15 protein-coding genes are annotated in these 15000 nt (G+C 73.0%); 6 read left to right on the forward strand and 9 right to left on the reverse strand.

Translation table 11 applies throughout. From position 1 onward, the window contains the following. The first annotated feature begins 2 nt into the window (after positions 1-2). A complete protein-coding gene (locus ACFPYL_RS05210; protein ID WP_379151211.1) occupies positions 3-1757 on the forward strand; it encodes a sensor histidine kinase in 1755 nt (584 codons plus the stop codon). Positions 1758-1761: 4 nt separating this feature from the next. Here ACFPYL_RS05210 and ACFPYL_RS05215 read toward each other — a convergent pair whose 3' ends face one another. Genes ACFPYL_RS05215 through ACFPYL_RS05225 form a run of 3 tightly spaced genes read right to left on the reverse strand, consistent with a single transcriptional unit; the run spans position 1762 to position 4007 of the window. Continuing rightward, positions 1762-3096 carry a dipeptidase gene (locus ACFPYL_RS05215; protein WP_379151214.1) on the reverse strand — a complete coding sequence of 445 codons (1335 nt, stop codon included), beginning with the start codon at positions 3094-3096 and terminating at the stop codon, positions 1762-1764. Between the two features lie 15 nt (positions 3097-3111). Continuing rightward, positions 3112-3447, reverse strand: coding sequence for a sterol carrier family protein (locus ACFPYL_RS05220; protein ID WP_379151217.1), 336 nt, complete (start codon positions 3445-3447; stop codon positions 3112-3114). Continuing rightward, positions 3447-4007 carry a helix-turn-helix domain-containing protein gene (locus tag ACFPYL_RS05225; protein ID WP_379151220.1) on the reverse strand — a complete coding sequence of 187 codons (561 nt, stop codon included), beginning with the start codon at positions 4005-4007 and terminating at the stop codon, positions 3447-3449. Before ACFPYL_RS05225 ends, ACFPYL_RS05220 begins: the two co-directional genes overlap by 1 nt. 68 nt (positions 4008-4075) lie before the next feature. Here ACFPYL_RS05225 and ACFPYL_RS05230 point away from each other — a divergent pair, with 68 nt between their 5' ends. Then, positions 4076-5335, forward strand: coding sequence for an MFS transporter (locus ACFPYL_RS05230; RefSeq protein WP_379151223.1), 1260 nt, complete (start codon positions 4076-4078; stop codon positions 5333-5335). 38 nt (positions 5336-5373) lie between these two features. Then, complete coding sequence (locus ACFPYL_RS05235; protein WP_379151226.1) at positions 5374-6699, forward strand: methyl-accepting chemotaxis protein; 1326 nt, start codon at positions 5374-5376, stop codon at positions 6697-6699. Here ACFPYL_RS05235 and ACFPYL_RS05240 read toward each other — a convergent pair. From ACFPYL_RS05240 to ACFPYL_RS05250, 3 genes are read right to left on the reverse strand one after another with little or no spacing between them, the layout of a single operon-like run. Next, complete coding sequence (locus tag ACFPYL_RS05240; protein WP_379151229.1) at positions 6684-7643, reverse strand: helix-turn-helix transcriptional regulator; 960 nt, start codon at positions 7641-7643, stop codon at positions 6684-6686. The two genes, ACFPYL_RS05235 and ACFPYL_RS05240, sit on opposite strands and share 16 nt — an antisense overlap. Positions 7644-7668: 25 nt before the next feature. Beyond that, positions 7669-8328: an SAM-dependent methyltransferase gene (locus tag ACFPYL_RS05245; RefSeq protein ID WP_379151232.1), complete on the reverse strand. Its 660-nt coding sequence runs from the start codon at positions 8326-8328 to the stop codon at positions 7669-7671. Then, positions 8325-9293, reverse strand: coding sequence for an NAD(P)/FAD-dependent oxidoreductase (locus tag ACFPYL_RS05250; protein ID WP_379151235.1), 969 nt, complete (start codon positions 9291-9293; stop codon positions 8325-8327). The genes ACFPYL_RS05245 and ACFPYL_RS05250 overlap by 4 nt, the downstream gene beginning before the upstream one ends. A 67-nt stretch (positions 9294-9360) precedes the next feature. Here ACFPYL_RS05250 and ACFPYL_RS05255 point away from each other — a divergent pair, with 67 nt between their 5' ends. Genes ACFPYL_RS05255 through ACFPYL_RS05265 form a run of 3 tightly spaced genes read left to right on the forward strand, consistent with a single transcriptional unit; the run spans position 9361 to position 11231 of the window. Next, on the forward strand, positions 9361-9924 hold the full coding sequence (locus ACFPYL_RS05255) for a helix-turn-helix domain-containing protein (RefSeq protein ID WP_379151238.1): 564 nt from the start codon (positions 9361-9363) through the stop codon (positions 9922-9924). 9 nt (positions 9925-9933) lie between these two features. After that, on the forward strand, positions 9934-10527 hold the full coding sequence (locus tag ACFPYL_RS05260) for a hypothetical protein (protein ID WP_379151240.1): 594 nt from the start codon (positions 9934-9936) through the stop codon (positions 10525-10527). 2 nt (positions 10528-10529) lie between these two features. Next, positions 10530-11231 (forward strand): hypothetical protein, encoded by a 702-nt coding sequence (locus ACFPYL_RS05265; RefSeq protein WP_379151243.1) that lies wholly within the window; start codon positions 10530-10532, stop codon positions 11229-11231. On the opposite strand, the gene ACFPYL_RS05270 is transcribed toward ACFPYL_RS05265, so the two are convergent. The 3 genes from ACFPYL_RS05270 to ACFPYL_RS05280 all read right to left on the reverse strand — a co-directional run bounded on the left by ACFPYL_RS05270 (position 11220) and on the right by ACFPYL_RS05280 (position 14927). Next, entirely contained in the window at positions 11220-11990 is a 771-nt protein-coding gene (locus ACFPYL_RS05270) for an alpha/beta hydrolase family protein (RefSeq protein WP_379151245.1), read from the reverse strand. The genes ACFPYL_RS05265 and ACFPYL_RS05270 overlap by 12 nt on opposite strands. A gap of 118 nt (positions 11991-12108) precedes the next feature. Further along, positions 12109-14349, reverse strand: coding sequence for a phosphoribosylformylglycinamidine synthase subunit PurL (purL, locus tag ACFPYL_RS05275; protein WP_379151248.1), 2241 nt, complete (start codon positions 14347-14349; stop codon positions 12109-12111). A 29-nt stretch (positions 14350-14378) separates the two neighbouring features. Then, positions 14379-14927: a TetR/AcrR family transcriptional regulator gene (locus ACFPYL_RS05280; RefSeq protein WP_379151251.1), complete on the reverse strand. Its 549-nt coding sequence runs from the start codon at positions 14925-14927 to the stop codon at positions 14379-14381. Between the last annotated feature and the right edge of the window lie 73 nt (positions 14928-15000).

The following is a 15000-nucleotide window of genomic DNA, read 5'->3' on the forward strand; positions in this document are numbered from 1 at the left end:
GAGTGTCCCAGCAGCCCGATGACTTCGAGCGTCCCGTCCGCGGGTCGCGGCGCTCGGACGACCAGGCGCGGGAGGCGCTGCTGCCGATCATCGAGACCCTGGCGGCCGTGACGGGCTTCGACGTGATCGGTGTGAGCGGCGTCCGGGACGACGGCTACCTGCACCACCTCTCGATCGTCGGGCCCGACGACGCCCGCGAGGCGCTGCTGGACAGCCTCGCCCCGGCGGCGATGCTGGTCGACGCGCTGACGAAGGCGGACGACTGGGGGGCGCTGAAGTTCGTCCCCCACGACCGGCACACGCTCGACATCGACCGGTGGGGCTGGGCCTCCGACGCACCGCGGGACTCGAAGCCGGGGCTGTGGCACCCGGAGGACATCCTGGTGGCGCCGATGCACCACGCCGACGGGTCGCTGCTCGCGGTCCTCGGCTTCGACGCACCGCGCGACGGCCGGGTCCCCGACGGTGCCGAGCGGGTCCTGCTCGACACGTACGCGCGCCAGGCCTGCCGGGCGATCGCCGCGATCCTCGAGTCCGAGCGGCTCGCGGAGCAGGTCCGGCTCGCGGACGCGGCCGCCGACATCGTGCGCCGCGCGACCAGCTCGATGTCGGTCGACGAGGCCCTCACCCAGAGCGGCCCGAGCATCGTCGACGGCTTCCGGGCCGACGCGCTGTGGATCCATGTCTTCGGCTCGGAGCCCCGCCCGGTCCACGACGCCGCACCGCACTCACCGCCGCCGGCCCTGGTCGACATCCTCGCGCGGTACGCCGAGGCCGCCTGGGAACGGCAGACCGTGGGCGTCTTCGCCCCCGACCGCCGGGCGCCCGAGCCGCTCGACGAGGGCGAGCTGACCGCGGTGCTGGAGTTCCTGGACGCCGAGTCGCTGCTCGTCGTACCCCTCGGTGCCGGCGCGGACTGCCTCGGCTGGATCGGCCTGACCCGCGGCCACGGGAGCGCCGAGTGGAGCGCGGGCGAGACCGCGGTCGCCCGTGACCTCGGGCGCGACCTCGGCCGGGCGCTCGCCAACGCCACCAACTACGAGCGCGAGCACCGCCTGGTCCAGGAGCTGCAGGAGCTCGCCGACTACAAGAGCCACCTGGTGGCCACCGTCTCGCATGAGCTGCGGACCCCGCTGACCAGCATCGTCGGGTTCCTCGAGCTGCTGGAGGGCGATCCCGGCCTGTCCGACCGGTCCCGCTCCGCGATCGAGGCGATCCAGCGCGGCAGCACCCGGCTCTCCCGCGTCGTCGAGGAGCTGCTCGTGCTGCACCGCACCGCGGACAGCGAGCTCGACGGTGCCCGCAAGGTCGACTTCGCCGCGATCGTCGCCGACATCGTCGACCTCAACGCCGGCCCCGCCGCCCGGCGCGACATCGCCGTGACCGGCCGGCTCACGGCCGGCCCGGCCTGGGTCCTCGGCGCCCAGCACGAGCTCGAGCACATCGTGGCCAACCTGGTCAGCAACGCGGTGAAGTACACCCCCGACGGCGGCCACGTGCTCGTGACGCTGGAGGAGAGCGACTCCACGGTGCTGCTGACCTGCACCGACGACGGCATCGGCATCTCGGCGGCCGACCAGGACCACGTGTTCGAGGAGTTCTACCGCTCCACGGACCCGGCCGCGATGCACCAGGCGGGCACCGGGCTGGGCCTGGCGATCGTGCGCCGCATCGTCGACCGCCACGGCGGCACGATCGAGGTCGAGTCGACCCTCGGGTCGGGCAGCACCTTCCGGGTGCGGCTGCCCGCGGCCTGACCCGTCAGCCGAGGTTGCGCAGCAGCAGCGCCTCGGCCAGCACGACCCGCTCGAACTCGGCGAGGTGCAGCCCCTCGTTGGCGCCGTGGGCGCGGGTGTCGGGGTCCTCGACGCCGGTCACCAGGACGCTCGCCTGCGGGAACGCCTCGAGGAACTCCGCGATGAAGGGGATCGAGCCGCCGACACCCATGTCGACCGGCGCGGTGCCGTCCCAGGCCTCCGTGAACGCCGCCCGCGCCGCGTCGTACGCCGGGCCGGTGGCGTCGATCTGGGTGGCCTCGCCGGTGTCGACGACGGTGTGGGTCAGGGTCGCGCCCCACGGCACGTGGGCCTCGAGGTGGCGGACCAGGCAGGCGAGGGCGTTCTCGGTGGTGTCGCCGGGGGCGATCCGCAGCGAGATCCGGGCGCGCGCGGCCGGGACGAGGGTGTTGCTGGCGCCGGCGACCTTGGGCGCGTCCAGGCCGGTGATGCTGAGCGCGGGCTTGGTCCAGAGCCGCTCGACGGTCGAGCCGCTGCCGATCCACTCGATGCCGGGAGCACCGCCGGACTCGGCGCGCAGCCGCTCCTCGGGGTAGTCGACGTCGGCGGCGGGGCCGCTGTGCAGCCCGTCGACCGCGACGTTGCCGGCCTCGTCGTGGAGGCTGGTGATCACCCGGCTGAGCGTCATCAGCGCGTCCGGGACCAGGCCACCCCACATGCCCGAGTGCACGGCATGGGTGAGCGTGCGGACCTCGACGTCGACCCGGACCAGGCCACGCAGGCTGGTCGTCAGGGCGGGCACGCCGATGTCCCAGTTGCCGGAGTCGGCGATCACGATGACGTCGGCCTCGAGGCGCTCCTGGTACGTGCCGAGCAGCTCGACGAGCGTGTCGGAGCCGACCTCCTCCTCGCCCTCGATGAAGAGGCGGACGGTGACCGGCAGGTCGTCGCCGAAGACGCGCAGCGCGCCGACGTGCGCCAGGATCCCGGCCTTGTCGTCGGCGGCGCCGCGGCCGTAGAGGCGGCCGTCGCGCTCGGTCGGCTCCCAGGGCGCGGAGTCCCAGTCGGCGTGGTCGTTCTCGGGCTGCACGTCGTGGTGGGCGTAGAGCAGCACGGTGGGTGCGCCGGCCGGCCCCTTCTTCTCCCCGATCACGGCCGGCGGCGCACCGTCGTACGCGCGCACGATCTCGACGTCGACGCCCTCGGCCGCGAACAGCTCGGCGGTCTTCTCGGCGCTGCGCTCCACCTCGTGGAGCCGCTCGGGGTCGGCGCTGACGGACTGGATCCGCACCAGGTCCTCGAGGTCGCTGCGGACCCCGGGAAGGACGGCCTGGACCTTGCTGCGCAGCTCATCAGTCATGGCACTCAACCTAGATCAGTCCAGTGGGAGGTACGCCGTGAGGTCGGCCCGCTCGCCGCTGGCGCGGACCCGGCCGGCGGCCTCGGCGTCGGCCCAGGCGAGCGTGCCGGTGGCGAGGGCGATCCAGGTGTCGGCGTCCATCTCGATGACGGCGGGCGGGGTGCCGCGGGTGTGCCGGACCCCGGGGATCACCTGCACCGCGGCGTACGGCGGCACCCGGACCTCGACGGAGTGGCCCGGCGCGCGGTCCTCGAGAACGGCCATGAAGTGCTTGGTGAGCGACCGCAGGTCGCCGGCCTCGACGGCGTCGGCGAGCGCGGCCGGCGCCAGGCGTCGGAGCCGGGCGGGCATCAGTCGCCCTCCGGGCGCTCGGGATAGGGCTGGATCATCTGGTAGATCGAGTACGTCGTGCGCTCGTCGTCGCTGCCCTGGGTGCGTGCCCGCCAGCGCTGCAGGACGGCGCCCAGGTCCTCCATGAGCTCGCTGGCCTCGTCCTGGGTCAGCCGCAGAGCGGAGTCCGAGAGGCTCCGGCGGTTGTCGGGGTCGGGCGCGGTGAGCGCCTGGTCGACCAGGAAGTGACCCCAGGCGACGGCGTTGCTGCGGAAGACCTCCCACGCCGCCTGCCCGCCGGGCTGGTCGAGCATGTCCTGGGTCCGGAAGTTGATCCCGTCGGCGGCCGTGAGCCGCCACACCCGGTCGCGCTTGTCGCGTGCCTGCTCCGGCGCCTCCTCGACCAGCTCGTACTTGGCGAGCTGGCGCAGGTGGAAGCTCGCCTGGTTGGCCGGGATGTCGAGCATCCGGGCGATGTCGGCGGCGCGGATCGGCCCCGACGCGTGCAGCTCGGCCAGGATCCGGTTGCGGGTGGGGTGCGCGATCGCACGCAGGATGCGCGGGTCGTCGTACATCGGCATGGCCGCAGCCTAGCCGAGTTGCGCACGCACTATTGCGCAACACTAGTTGCGCAACATATGGTGCGGATATGAGCCGCTACCGGACCCTCGCCCGCAACCACGACTTCACGGTCCTCTGGGTCGGCCAGACGATCAGCGAGCTCGGCAGCCGGGTGAGCACCTTCGTCTTCCCGCTCGTCGCCTTCGCGCTCACCGGCTCGCCCCTGGCCGCGGCCGCCGCGGAGGCGGCGTACCTGCTCGGCATGGTGGTCACGCTCCTCCCGGCGGGGGTGCTGGCCGACCGGCTGCACCGGCGCCGTGTCATGCGCTGCGCGAGCGGCGGCGGCGTGCTCCTCTACGCCTCGCTCGTGGTCGCCGGGGTGCAGGACGCCATCACGATGCCGCACCTGCTGGTCGTCGCCGTGCTCACCGGCGCCGCGGCCGGCGTCTTCGGTCCGGCCGAGATGTCCGCGGTCCGCGCCGTCGTGGCCGAGGAGGACCTGCCCACCGCACTGTCGCAGAACCAGGCCCGCCAGCACGTCGCCGGGCTGCTCGGCGCTCCCCTCGGCGGCGTGCTCTTCTCCGTGACCCGCTGGCTGCCGTTCGCCGCGGACGCCGTGTCCTTCGCGTTCTCCTGGGTGCTGCTCGGCCGGATCCGGACCGACCTCTCCGCTCCGACGACCGCGTCCCCGCGCAAGCCGGCCCAGGACCTCGCCGAGGGCGTCCGGTTCATCGCGCGCCACCGGCTCTTCCGGGTGCTCGTCGTCTGGTCCGCACTCGCCAACCTCGCCGTCAACGCGCTCTTCTTCGTGGCGGTGCTCCGGCTGATCGAGGGCGGCTTCGCGGCGTACCAGATCGGCCTGGTCGAGACCGCCGCCGGCGTCTGCGGCATCCTCGGCGCGATCGTCGCGCCGTGGCTGATCGACCGGGTGCCGACCGGGCGGCTCACCGTCCTCATCGCCTGGAGCTTCGTGCCGCTCGTCGTCCCGATGGTGCTGTGGAACCACCCGGCGGTCGTCGCTGCGGCGCTGTCCGTCGGGCTGTTCCTCAACCCCGCGGGCAACGCAGGGATCGGCTCCTACCGGATGGCGGTGACGCCGCCGGAGCTGATCGGTCGGGTGCAGGCGACGACGCAGTTCGTCTCGATGGCGGCGATGCCGCTCGCCCCGGTGATCGCCGGCGCGCTGCTGACCGGGGTCGGCGGCGGCGCGGCGGTCGCGGTGCTCGGCCTGCTGACCGCCGGGGTCGCCCTGATCCCCACCCTCTCGACGAGCGTCCGCTCCGTCCCGCGGCCGCGGGACTGGCCGCGCCTGAGCCCGGCGGTGAGCGAGCCGGCCCTCGCCGCCTGAAGACTCAGGTCCGGCACGGGTACGCCGATGGTGTGCCCATGACGTCCAACCTCTCCTGGTTGCCTCGGGGCGCCCGCCTCACCGAGGCCGAGTTCCGCTCCCGACACGACGCCCTGAGCCTCGTGCTCCTCCTGCACCTCCCCCTGCTCGGCAGCCTCGCCCTCTGGTGGCACCCGGAGGGCGGGCTGTCGGGCCCGGGTGGGTGCAGCTGCGGCTGGGTGCCGATCGTCGGCCTGGCCGCGCTCGTCGCCCTGCTCGCCATCGGCCGCGTGGCGACGAGCCAGGCGGTCCGCGCCGCCGCCGTCAGCACCGGCCTGATCCTCAGCTCCTGCCTGCTGGTGCACATCTCCGGCGGCATGACCGACCTGCACCTGCACTTCTTCGTGACCGTGGCGCTGGTCGCGCTCTACCAGTCCTGGATCCCCTTCCTGCTCGCGATCGCGATCGTCGCCGTGCACCACATCGCGATGGGCCTGGCGGCCCCCGAGATGGTGTTCTCCGACCCGCGCGCCCAGGCCCACCCGATCCTCTTCGCCCTGCTGCACGCCACCCTGCTGCTCGGCGAGTGCGCCGCGCTCGCCTGGTCGTGGAAGTACACCGAGGCCGCCGACGACGCCCGCCGCGTCGAGCAGCAGCGCGCCGACGAGACCGTCGCCGAGCAGCTGCGCTCGCAGGAGGCGCTGGTCGCCGAGCAGGCCAAGGTGGCCGAGCTCGCCCAGGCCGAGCTGGCCGCCCGCGAGGGTCGCACCGCCGAGCTCGAGCGCCGACTGGTCGGGCTCAACGCCGCGGGCGCGACGCTCCAGGCCGGGGTCGCCGAGTCCGAGACCGTCATGGGCGACCTGGTCGCCGCCGCTGCCGAGATCGACGCCGCCGCCTCCGGCGCGGCCGCCTCGGTCAGCTCGGCCGCCGCGAGCGTGGCGGAGTCCAACGCGGTCATGCGCCGGCTCGAGGAGTCGGCCGCGCAGATCGCCGACATCGCCCGGACCATCACCGGCATCGCCGCGCAGACCAACCTGCTCGCGCTCAACGCGACCATCGAGGCCGCCCGGGCCGGCGACGCCGGCCGCGGGTTCGCCGTCGTCGCGGGCGAGGTCAAGGAGCTCGCGACCGAGACCGCCCGCGCCACCGAGCGCATCGAGGCCGTCGTCGCCGAGGTGCGCACCGGCACCCACGACGTCCTGGTCACCGCCGAGCAGATCGAGGCCGTCTTCGCCGACGTCAACACGGCCCAGTCCACGATCTCGACGGCAGCGGCCGCCCAGCTCACCGCCGCCGACTCCGCACGGGTCGCGATCCGCGGCGTCGTCGGTACGACGCAGCAGGTCACCGACGAGGTCGCCCAGCTGGCTCAGTTCGAGGGCTGAGAGGCGCGGGCGAAGCGGCTCGCCGCACGGGCCACCAGCTCGACCAGCTCGGGCGGACCCTCGACGGTGAAGTCGCTGTCGAGGTGCGCCAACACCATCAGCGGCCAGTCGAGGGTGTCGGTCTGCATCGTCATGACGCACCCCGAGCCGTCGGCCTCGACGGTCGCCCAGCGACCGACGTACGACTCGACCTCGGCGGCGGGAGCCGTGAGCCGCACGCGGACGACGTAGCGCTGACCGACCGACTTGATGCCGGCCCGCACGAACGACGGCGCGTCCTCGGCCGGCAGCTCGCGCGGCCGGAACCGCTGACCGCTCGCGACCGGGTTGCTGATCCGGTCGACCCGGAAGGAGCGCCAGTCCTGGCGGTCGCGGTCGTAGGCGACGAAGTACCAGCGCCGACCGAGGGAGACCAGTCGGTGCGGCTCGACCCGGCGCTGGCTCGGCACCTGGTCGCGGGCGACGTAGTCGAACGTCGCGAGCTCGTCGTCGCGGCACGCCTGGGCGAGCACGGTCAGCACCTCGGCGTCGATGACCTCACCGCCGCGACCCCACGGGACACCGTCGGTCTGCGACCGCAGCGCGTCGATGCGCCGTCGCAGCCGCGGCGGCATCAGCGCGGTCACCTTGGTGAGCGCCTGGAGCGAGGTCTCCTCCAGTCCGGCGACCGCGCCGGAGGCGGCCGTGTGGAGGCCGACGGCGATCGCGACCGCCTCCTCGTCGTCGAGGAGCAGGGGCGGCAGCGCACCACCGGCCCGGAGCTGGTAGCCGCCGGCGACCCCGCGCACCGCGTCGACGTCGTACCCGAGCTCACGGAGCCGGTCGATGTCGCGACGCAGGGTGCGCGGGCTCACCTCGAGGCGGCCGGCCAGCTCCGAGCCGGGCCAGTAGCGGTGCGTCTGCAGCAGGGAGAGCAGCCGCAGCATCCGGGCACTGGTGGACATGCCACCAGCGTAGGACCGATTGAGGTCAGGACCTGGCCGTTGCCACCAGAACCGCGTCGGTGACCGTGTGCGTCCGGTCGTCGCGGGTCTCGGTGCGCGTCCGCGCCTCCGGTCGTACGTCGAACCGCTGCGGGTCCACCGCGGGCGCCAGCTCGTCGGCCGTGAACATCACGCCCGGCATCGACCAGCGCAGCCCGGTGTGCTCGTCGTCGGGGTGGTGCCCGGCGACCAGCAGCGTGCCCCCCGGGGCGACGGCCGACGCCATCTCACGGGTCGCGTCGACCATGCCGTGGTCGAGCAGGTGCAGGAAGCAGGACGTGACCAGGTCCCACTGCTCGCCGTCCGCGCTCCAGGTGCGCAGGTCGGCCTGGCGGAACTCGATCCGGTCGGCGACGCCGCGCTCCTTCGCATGCTCGGCGGCCTTGCGCAGCCCGGCCTCGGAGAAGTCGATCGCCGTCACCTGCCAGCCCTGCTCGGCCAGCCAGATCGCGTCGCCGCCCTCGCCGCAACCGAGGTCGACCGCACGACCGGGCGTCAGGTCGCCGGCCTCGGCGACCAGCACGGCGTTCGGCCGGCCGCTCCAGGTGCGGCCCTCGCCGCCGTACCGCTCGTCCCAGGACGGCTGCTCGAAGTGGTCCCGGGTGATCTCGCCGCGGTCGTGGCCGTGTCCGTGGTCGTGACTCATGCGCTCTTCCTCCGGTACGTCTCGACCGCGACGGCGGTCTCTTCCTCGATGAGATCCATGTTGATCATGGCAGCCGCGTTCAGGCCTCCGGCGGCCGCGGAGATGACCTGCGCGCGCAGGTCGGTGACGTTGCCCGCCACCCACACACCGGGCACCGCGGTGCGGCCGGTCGGGTCGGTCGCGGGTACGGCGTACCCGAAGACCTCGCCGAACATCTCCTGCGGCTCCGGCTCGAGCCCGAGCGACGACAGCAGGTCGGAGTTGGCGACGAACTGGGGGGCGGCGACCAGGACGTCACGGGCGACGAGCTCGCCGGACGCGAGTCGTACGCCGGTGAGCCGGTCGTCCTCGACCACGACCGCGGCGACGGGGCCCTCGACCACGGTGACACCGCGGGCGGCGAGCTTCTCCGCGTCCTCCACGGACAGCGCCGGGCGGCCGTTGAGGAAGAGGGTGACGTCGGAGGTCCACTGGCCCCAGAGCTGGGCTCCGTGCACCGCGAACGGGTTGCTCGCGATGATGCCGACGGCCTGGTCGCGCGCCTCCCACCCGTGGCAGTAGGGGCAGTGCAGGACGTCGCGACCGAAGCGCTCGGCCAGGCCGGCGACGTCGGGCAGCACGTCGGTCAGGCCGGTGGTGACGAGCAGCCGGCGGGCCGCCACGACCGAGCCGTCGTCGAGGCTGAGCTCGAAGCCGCCGTCGGTCCGGGCGGCGGTCGTGGCGCGGGCGCGGCGAACCTCCACCCCGTACGCCGCGACCTCCTCCCGGCCGATCGCGTAGAGCTCGGCGGGCGGGGTGCCCTCCCGGCCGAGGTAGTTGTGCACGTGGCTCGCCGGGGCGTTGCGGGGGTCGCCCGCGTCCACCACCAGGACCGAGCGACGGGCGCGGCCGAGGGCCAGCGCTCCGCTCAGTCCGGCGGCGCCGCCACCGACGACGATGACGTCGAAGCTGGGTGTGTTCTCCATGTCCACGAGTGTGCGGGCACCTTCGCCGGATTGACAAACTTCATTGCCGGAATGGCAAACTGGGGGTGTGAGTGACTTCGAGGACGTCCTGGAGGCGGTCGGGCCCCGGTTGCGCGCCGTGCGCATCGAGCGGGGTGCCACGCTCGCCGAGCTGTCGGAGTCGACCGGCATCTCGGTCAGCACGCTGTCGCGCCTGGAGTCCGGGCAGCGCAAACCGACGCTCGAGCTGCTGCTGCCGCTCGCCCGGGCCCACCAGATCCCGCTCGACGAGCTGGTCGACGCACCCGAGACCGGCGACCCGCGGATCCGGGCCAAGCCGATCATCCGCCACGGACGCACCTACCTCCCGATGACCCGTCGCCCGGGTGGGCTGCAGGCCTTCAAGGTGATCTTCCCGAAGGACGAGGACCTCCCGACGACGCTGGCCACCCACGAGGGCTACGAGTGGCTCTACGTCCTCTCCGGCCGGCTCCGGCTGGTGCTCGGCGAGCAGGACATGGTGCTCAAGCCGGGCGAGGCGGTCGAGTTCGACACCCGCACCCCGCACTGGCTCGGCAACCCGGGTCCGCACCCGGTCGAGGTGCTCGCGCTCTTCGGCCCCCAGGGCGAGCGGATGCACGTCCGGACCTAAGGTGTGGACGTGAGCGAGGGAGACCGTCTGGCCGACTGGCTCGAGAGTCTCGGCCTCGCCGACGCGTTGGCGGAGGCAGGTCTGCCGACCTTCACCCGCGACGCGTCCGGTCACGCGGTGTGGTCCGAGCCGGACCGGGTCGAGGAGCTCGACCGGCTGCTGCACAGCGAGGGATCGGAGCCCGAGCACGCCGTACCGGTCGGCCTGCTCCTGATCGCCCGGCAGGCGCGGCTGCGCGCCGCGCTGCTCGAGACCCCGTGGTTCTCCTACGAGTCGCTGGCGCAGGTGCGCGGGGTGTCCGTCGACGCCACGCGGTACGCCGTGCACAAGGCCGCGCAGACCCACCGGCTGGTGGTCGTCCCGGTCGAGGGAGGCGTCATGGTCCCGGCGTTCCAGCTGACCGACGCGGGCGAGGTCCGCGCCGAGGTCGCCCCGCTCCTCGAGCCGCTCCTCGCCGCCGGCATGGACCCGTGGCGCGCCTGGGCCTGGCTGACGCAGCCGGCCGCCCTCACCTTCGGCCGTGCTCCCGCGGAGGCCGTCACCGATCCGGAGCTGACCGACCTGGTGCTGCACGCCGCCGTACGCCTCGCGGAGAGGATGTAGCCGTGGCCTTCGACAAGCTCATGTCCCGACCGGTCGCCGACACGGTCGAGCGCCTGCACGCCCGGATCGAGGCGCGCTTCCCGGGCCGCGGGCTGTGCGACGTGGCCGCCGAGCTGGCCACGCTGGTCGACCAGGTCTCCAGCAACGCGGCCACGCACCGGTCGCGGATCCGGATGGCCCGCCTCGTCTCCCGGGTGCTGATCGCGGCGATCGTCGTCGGCACCGTGGTGGCCCTCGTCCTGACGACGCACGCGGCGGTCGGCGACAAGGGCCCGGACGGCCTCGACTGGCTGCCGCTGATCGAGACCACCATCAACGACGTGGTCTTCGCGGCGATCGCCGTGTTCTTCCTGCTCAGCTTCCCCGAGCGCCTCCAGCGCGGCTCGATCCTGGAGATGCTGCACCGGCTGCGGTCGTTGGCCCACATCGTCGACATGCACCAGCTGACCAAGGATCCGGAGCGGCTGCGGGCGTCGTTCGTGCCGACGTCGGTCAGCGCCGAGATGGACCTGGACCGCGACCAGATGGAGCGCTACCTCGACTACTGCTCGGAGATGCTCAGCCTCGTCGGCAAGACCGCGGCGCTCTGCGCCGAGGAGTCGCGCGACGCGGTCGTCCTCGACACGGTCAGCACGATCGAGACGCTGACCACCGGCATGTCGCGCAAGATCTGGCAGAAGATCTCGGTGCTCTCACGCGAGTGAGCGCAGGTGGGCGAGCGTCTTCGCCCAGGCGTCCGAGTCGGGGTCGATCAGGGTGAAGTGGTCGCCGTCGACCTCGACCAGCTCGGCGCTCGCGCCGGCCGCGGTCGCGGCCGCGACGTACGCCCGCGACTGGCTGATCGGCACCGTGTCGTCGCCGGTGCCGTGGATGCACCAGACCGGCACGTCGAGCGGCACCTGCTGGACCGGGTCGACGTCGGCGTCCGCCGGCCCGAAGGGATGGCCGAGGAACTGCTCGACCGCTCCCCCGCCGAGCCCCGCGTCGTACGCCGCCCGGAGGTCGAGCACGCCGGCCTGCGAGACGACGTGGCTGAGGCCGCCGTGGCCGGCGGCCCAGGTGACGAGGTGGCCGCCCGCGGAGTGCCCGATGGCGACGACCGGGCCGGCGACGTCGGGGCGGGCGTCGATCGCGGCGCGCACGTCGGCGAGGGTGTCGGCGGCGCCGGTGCCGCGGCGGTACTCGATCGCCCAGGCGGCCCAGCCCGCGTCGACCAGGCTCGGCACCAGCGGGGTGGCGTACTCGATGCCGTACTCCGGCTTCCAGAACCCGCCGTGCACCACGACTGCGACACCCCTCGGATCACCGTCGGGCATCGTGAGCTCGCCGTACTGGGCGGGGTCGTCGCCGTACGTGACCTTCTTCGTGCCCGACATCGGCTTCTCCTCGTCCTTCGCGCACGACGACGCGGCCGCCGCGATCCCGGCGACCGCCGGCAGCATCAGGAGGGTACGTCGGCGCACGGTGGTGGTTCGGAGCCGGCGGCCGATCGGACTTCTCAGGCACTCCTGCAACTTCTGTGTCTTTGCAAAGACCCAGAAGTTCAGGGATACCCGGTGAACCGGGTATCCCTGGGAACCCTCACCCCAGCGCAGCCGGGAGCGTCGCGGTCCAGGCCGCGCGGAGCTCGTCGAGCGGGATCTCGAACTGACCGTCGACACCGAGGACGTCGCCGCCGGTGACACCGATCGAGGCGATCGGGACGCCGTGCTCCTCGGCGAGCTGCACCAGGCGCTCGGCGTCGCCGTCGGCGACCGTGACGAGCACCCGCGCGGTCGACTCGCTGAAGAGGGCGACGAACGCGTCCTCCGGCACCTCGACGGTGACGCCGACGCCGTGGCGCAGCGACGCCTCGGCGAGCGCCTGGGCGAGGCCGCCGTCGGAGAGGTCGTGGGCGGAGGTCAGCAGGCCGACGCCGGCGTGCAGCAGCTGCGCGAGGGTCCGCTCGGCCTCGAGGTCGACCGCCGGCGGCAGCCCGCCGAGGTGGTCGTGGACCACGTGCGCCCACTCGGACCCGGAGAGCTCCTCGCGGGTGTCGCCGAGCAGGAAGACCCGCTCGCCACCGGCCGACCAGGCCGACGGCGTACGGCGCGTGACGTCGTCGACGACGCCGAGGACCGCTACCACGGGGGTCGGCAGGATGGCGGTCTCCGCGGTCTGGTTGTAGAGGCTGACGTTGCCGCCGGTGACCGGGATGCCGAGCTCGAGGCAGGCGTCCTTGAGGCCGCGGCAGGCCTCGGCGAACTGCCACATCACCGCCGGGTCCTCGGGCGAGCCGAAGTTGAGGCAGTCGGAGATCGCGAGCGGCCGGGCACCGCCGGTCGCCACGTTGCGGTAGCTCTCGACGAGGGCGAGCTGCGCGCCGGCGTACGGGTCCAGCTTGGCGAACCGGCCGTTGCAGTCGGTCGAGATCGCGACGCCGAGGTTGGAGTCGGGGTCGACGCGGATCATGCCGCTGTCGCTGGGCTGTGCGAGCACGGTGTTGCCGCGCACGTAGCGGTCGTACTGGTCGGTGATCCACGACTTGTCGCAGAGGTTCGGCGACGCGACCAGGGTCAGCAGCGTCGAGCGCAGCTCGTCCCCGGTGCGCGGGCGGGCCAGCGCCTCGGCGGCGTCGGCCTGCAGGTCGTCCTGCCAGGTCGGCCGCTCGAGCGGGCGGTGGTACGTCGGGCCGTCGTGGGCGACCGAGCGCGGGGGCACGTCGACGACGCGCTCGCCGTGCCAGTCGATCTGGAGGCGACCGGTGTCAGTGACCTCGCCGATGACGACCGCCTCGACGTCCCACTTCGCGCAGATCGCGAGGAAGCCGGCGACGTCGTCGGGCTCGACGACGGCCATCATCCGCTCCTGCGACTCGCTCATCAGGATCTCCTCGGGCGCGAGCGTGGAGTCGCGCAGCGGGACCCGGTCGAGCTCGACGTGCATGCCGCCGTCGCCGGCGGACGCGAGCTCGGAGGTCGCGCACGACAGGCCGGCGCCACCGAGGTCCTGGATGCCCGCGACCAGGCCGGCCGCGAAGATCTCGAGGGTGCACTCGATGAGCAGCTTCTCCATGAAGGGGTCGCCGACCTGCACGCTCGGCCGCTTCGCGGGACCGTCCGCGTCGAAGGTCTCCGACGCCAGGACCGAGACGCCGCCGATGCCGTCGCCACCGGTGCGCGCGCCGTAGAGGATCACCTGGTTGCCGACGCCGGACGCCTTGGCCAGGTGCAGGTCCTCGTGCCGCAGCACGCCGACGCAGAGCGCGTTGACGAGCGGGTTGCCGACGTAGGACGAGTCGAAGACGGCCTCGCCGCCGATGTTCGGCAGGCCGAGCATGTTGCCGTAGCCACCGACGCCCGCGACGATCCCGGGCAGCACCCGGTGGGTGTCGTCGGCATCGAGCGGGCCGAAGCGCAGCGGGTCCATGACGGCCACCGGGCGCGCGCCCATCGCGAGGATGTCGCGGACGATTCCGCCGACACCGGTCGCGGCGCCCTGGTAGGGCTCGACGTACGACGGGTGGTTGTGCGACTCGACCTTGAAGGTGACGGCGTAGCCCTGGCCGATGTCGAGGACGCCGGCGTTCTCGCCGATGCCGGCGAGCATGTTGCCGACGGGCGTGGTCTGGGGGATGTCACTGAACTGCTTGAGGTGCACCTTGGAGCTCTTGTAGGAGCAGTGCTCGCTCCACATCACGGAGTACATCGCCAGCTCGGAGCTGGTCGGGCGGCGGCCGAGGATCTCGCGGATCTCGGCGTACTCGTCGGGCTTCAGCCCGAGGTCCGCCCAGGGCTGCTCGCGGGTGGGGTCTTCGGTGGCGACAGCGACGGTGTCCAGCACGGCGTCAATCTACCGGCGCCGGCGTCGCCCTACTTCATCAGCCCGTCCGCGACGACCTCGAGCATCGGGCGTACGGCGGCCGCGTCCAGCTCGCTCTGGTCGGCGACGGTCGCGATGCCGCCCACGAGGCGGCAGACCTGGATGGTCTCCACGTCGTCGCGCAGGGCGCCGTCCTCGCGCAGCTGGTCGATCACGCGGCCGTTGGCGCGGGCCAGCGCCTGGCACTTGGTGACGATCGGGGAGTCGGGGTTGCCCATCGCCGAGGTCAGCTTGGCGGGACCGCCCTTGTGCTGGCTGATCAGCTCGACGTAGTCGACGAACCAGTTCACCAGCAGGTCGCGGTCGGAGCCCTCGTGGGCGAGCGCCTTGTCGGCGGTGTCGTTCACCTTGTCGACCCAGGACTGCATGACGGCGTCGAGGAGGTTCTCGCGCTTCGGGAAGTGCCGGTAGAGGGTGCCCGGCCCGACGCCGGCGAGCTTGGCGACGTCGTCGAGGGAGGCGTCGTACCCGCGCTCACGGAACACCTGGCGCGCCACCTCGACGATGCGGTCGTAGTTGCGCTGGGCGTCGGCTCGCACGGAAATCTCCCTCAAGGCACTTGCTAAACGGAGACAGTCTCCGTATTGTTCTGGATGAAGCGGAGGAACCCTC

Source organism: Nocardioides hankookensis (genome assembly GCF_042658885.1).
GTDB classification, from domain to species: Bacteria; Actinomycetota; Actinomycetes; order Propionibacteriales; family Nocardioidaceae; genus Nocardioides; species Nocardioides hankookensis.

Excerpts from the sequence above, each read along its gene's own strand:
- ACFPYL_RS05230 (WP_379151223.1), top strand. The coding sequence starts at position 4,076 with ATGAGCCGCTACCGGACCCTCGCCCGCAACCACGACTTCACGGTCCTC.
- ACFPYL_RS05225 (WP_379151220.1), bottom strand. The coding sequence starts at position 4,007 with ATGCCGATGTACGACGACCCGCGCATCCTGCGTGCGATCGCGCACCCC.
- ACFPYL_RS05250 (WP_379151235.1), bottom strand. The coding sequence starts at position 9,293 with ATGGAGAACACACCCAGCTTCGACGTCATCGTCGTCGGTGGCGGCGCC.
- ACFPYL_RS05220 (WP_379151217.1), bottom strand. The coding sequence starts at position 3,447 with ATGCCCGCCCGGCTCCGACGCCTGGCGCCGGCCGCGCTCGCCGACGCC.
- ACFPYL_RS05245 (WP_379151232.1), bottom strand. The coding sequence starts at position 8,328 with ATGAGTCACGACCACGGACACGGCCACGACCGCGGCGAGATCACCCGG.
- ACFPYL_RS05240 (WP_379151229.1), bottom strand. The coding sequence starts at position 7,643 with ATGTCCACCAGTGCCCGGATGCTGCGGCTGCTCTCCCTGCTGCAGACG.
- ACFPYL_RS05215 (WP_379151214.1), bottom strand. The coding sequence starts at position 3,096 with ATGACTGATGAGCTGCGCAGCAAGGTCCAGGCCGTCCTTCCCGGGGTC.
- ACFPYL_RS05235 (WP_379151226.1), top strand. The coding sequence starts at position 5,374 with ATGACGTCCAACCTCTCCTGGTTGCCTCGGGGCGCCCGCCTCACCGAG.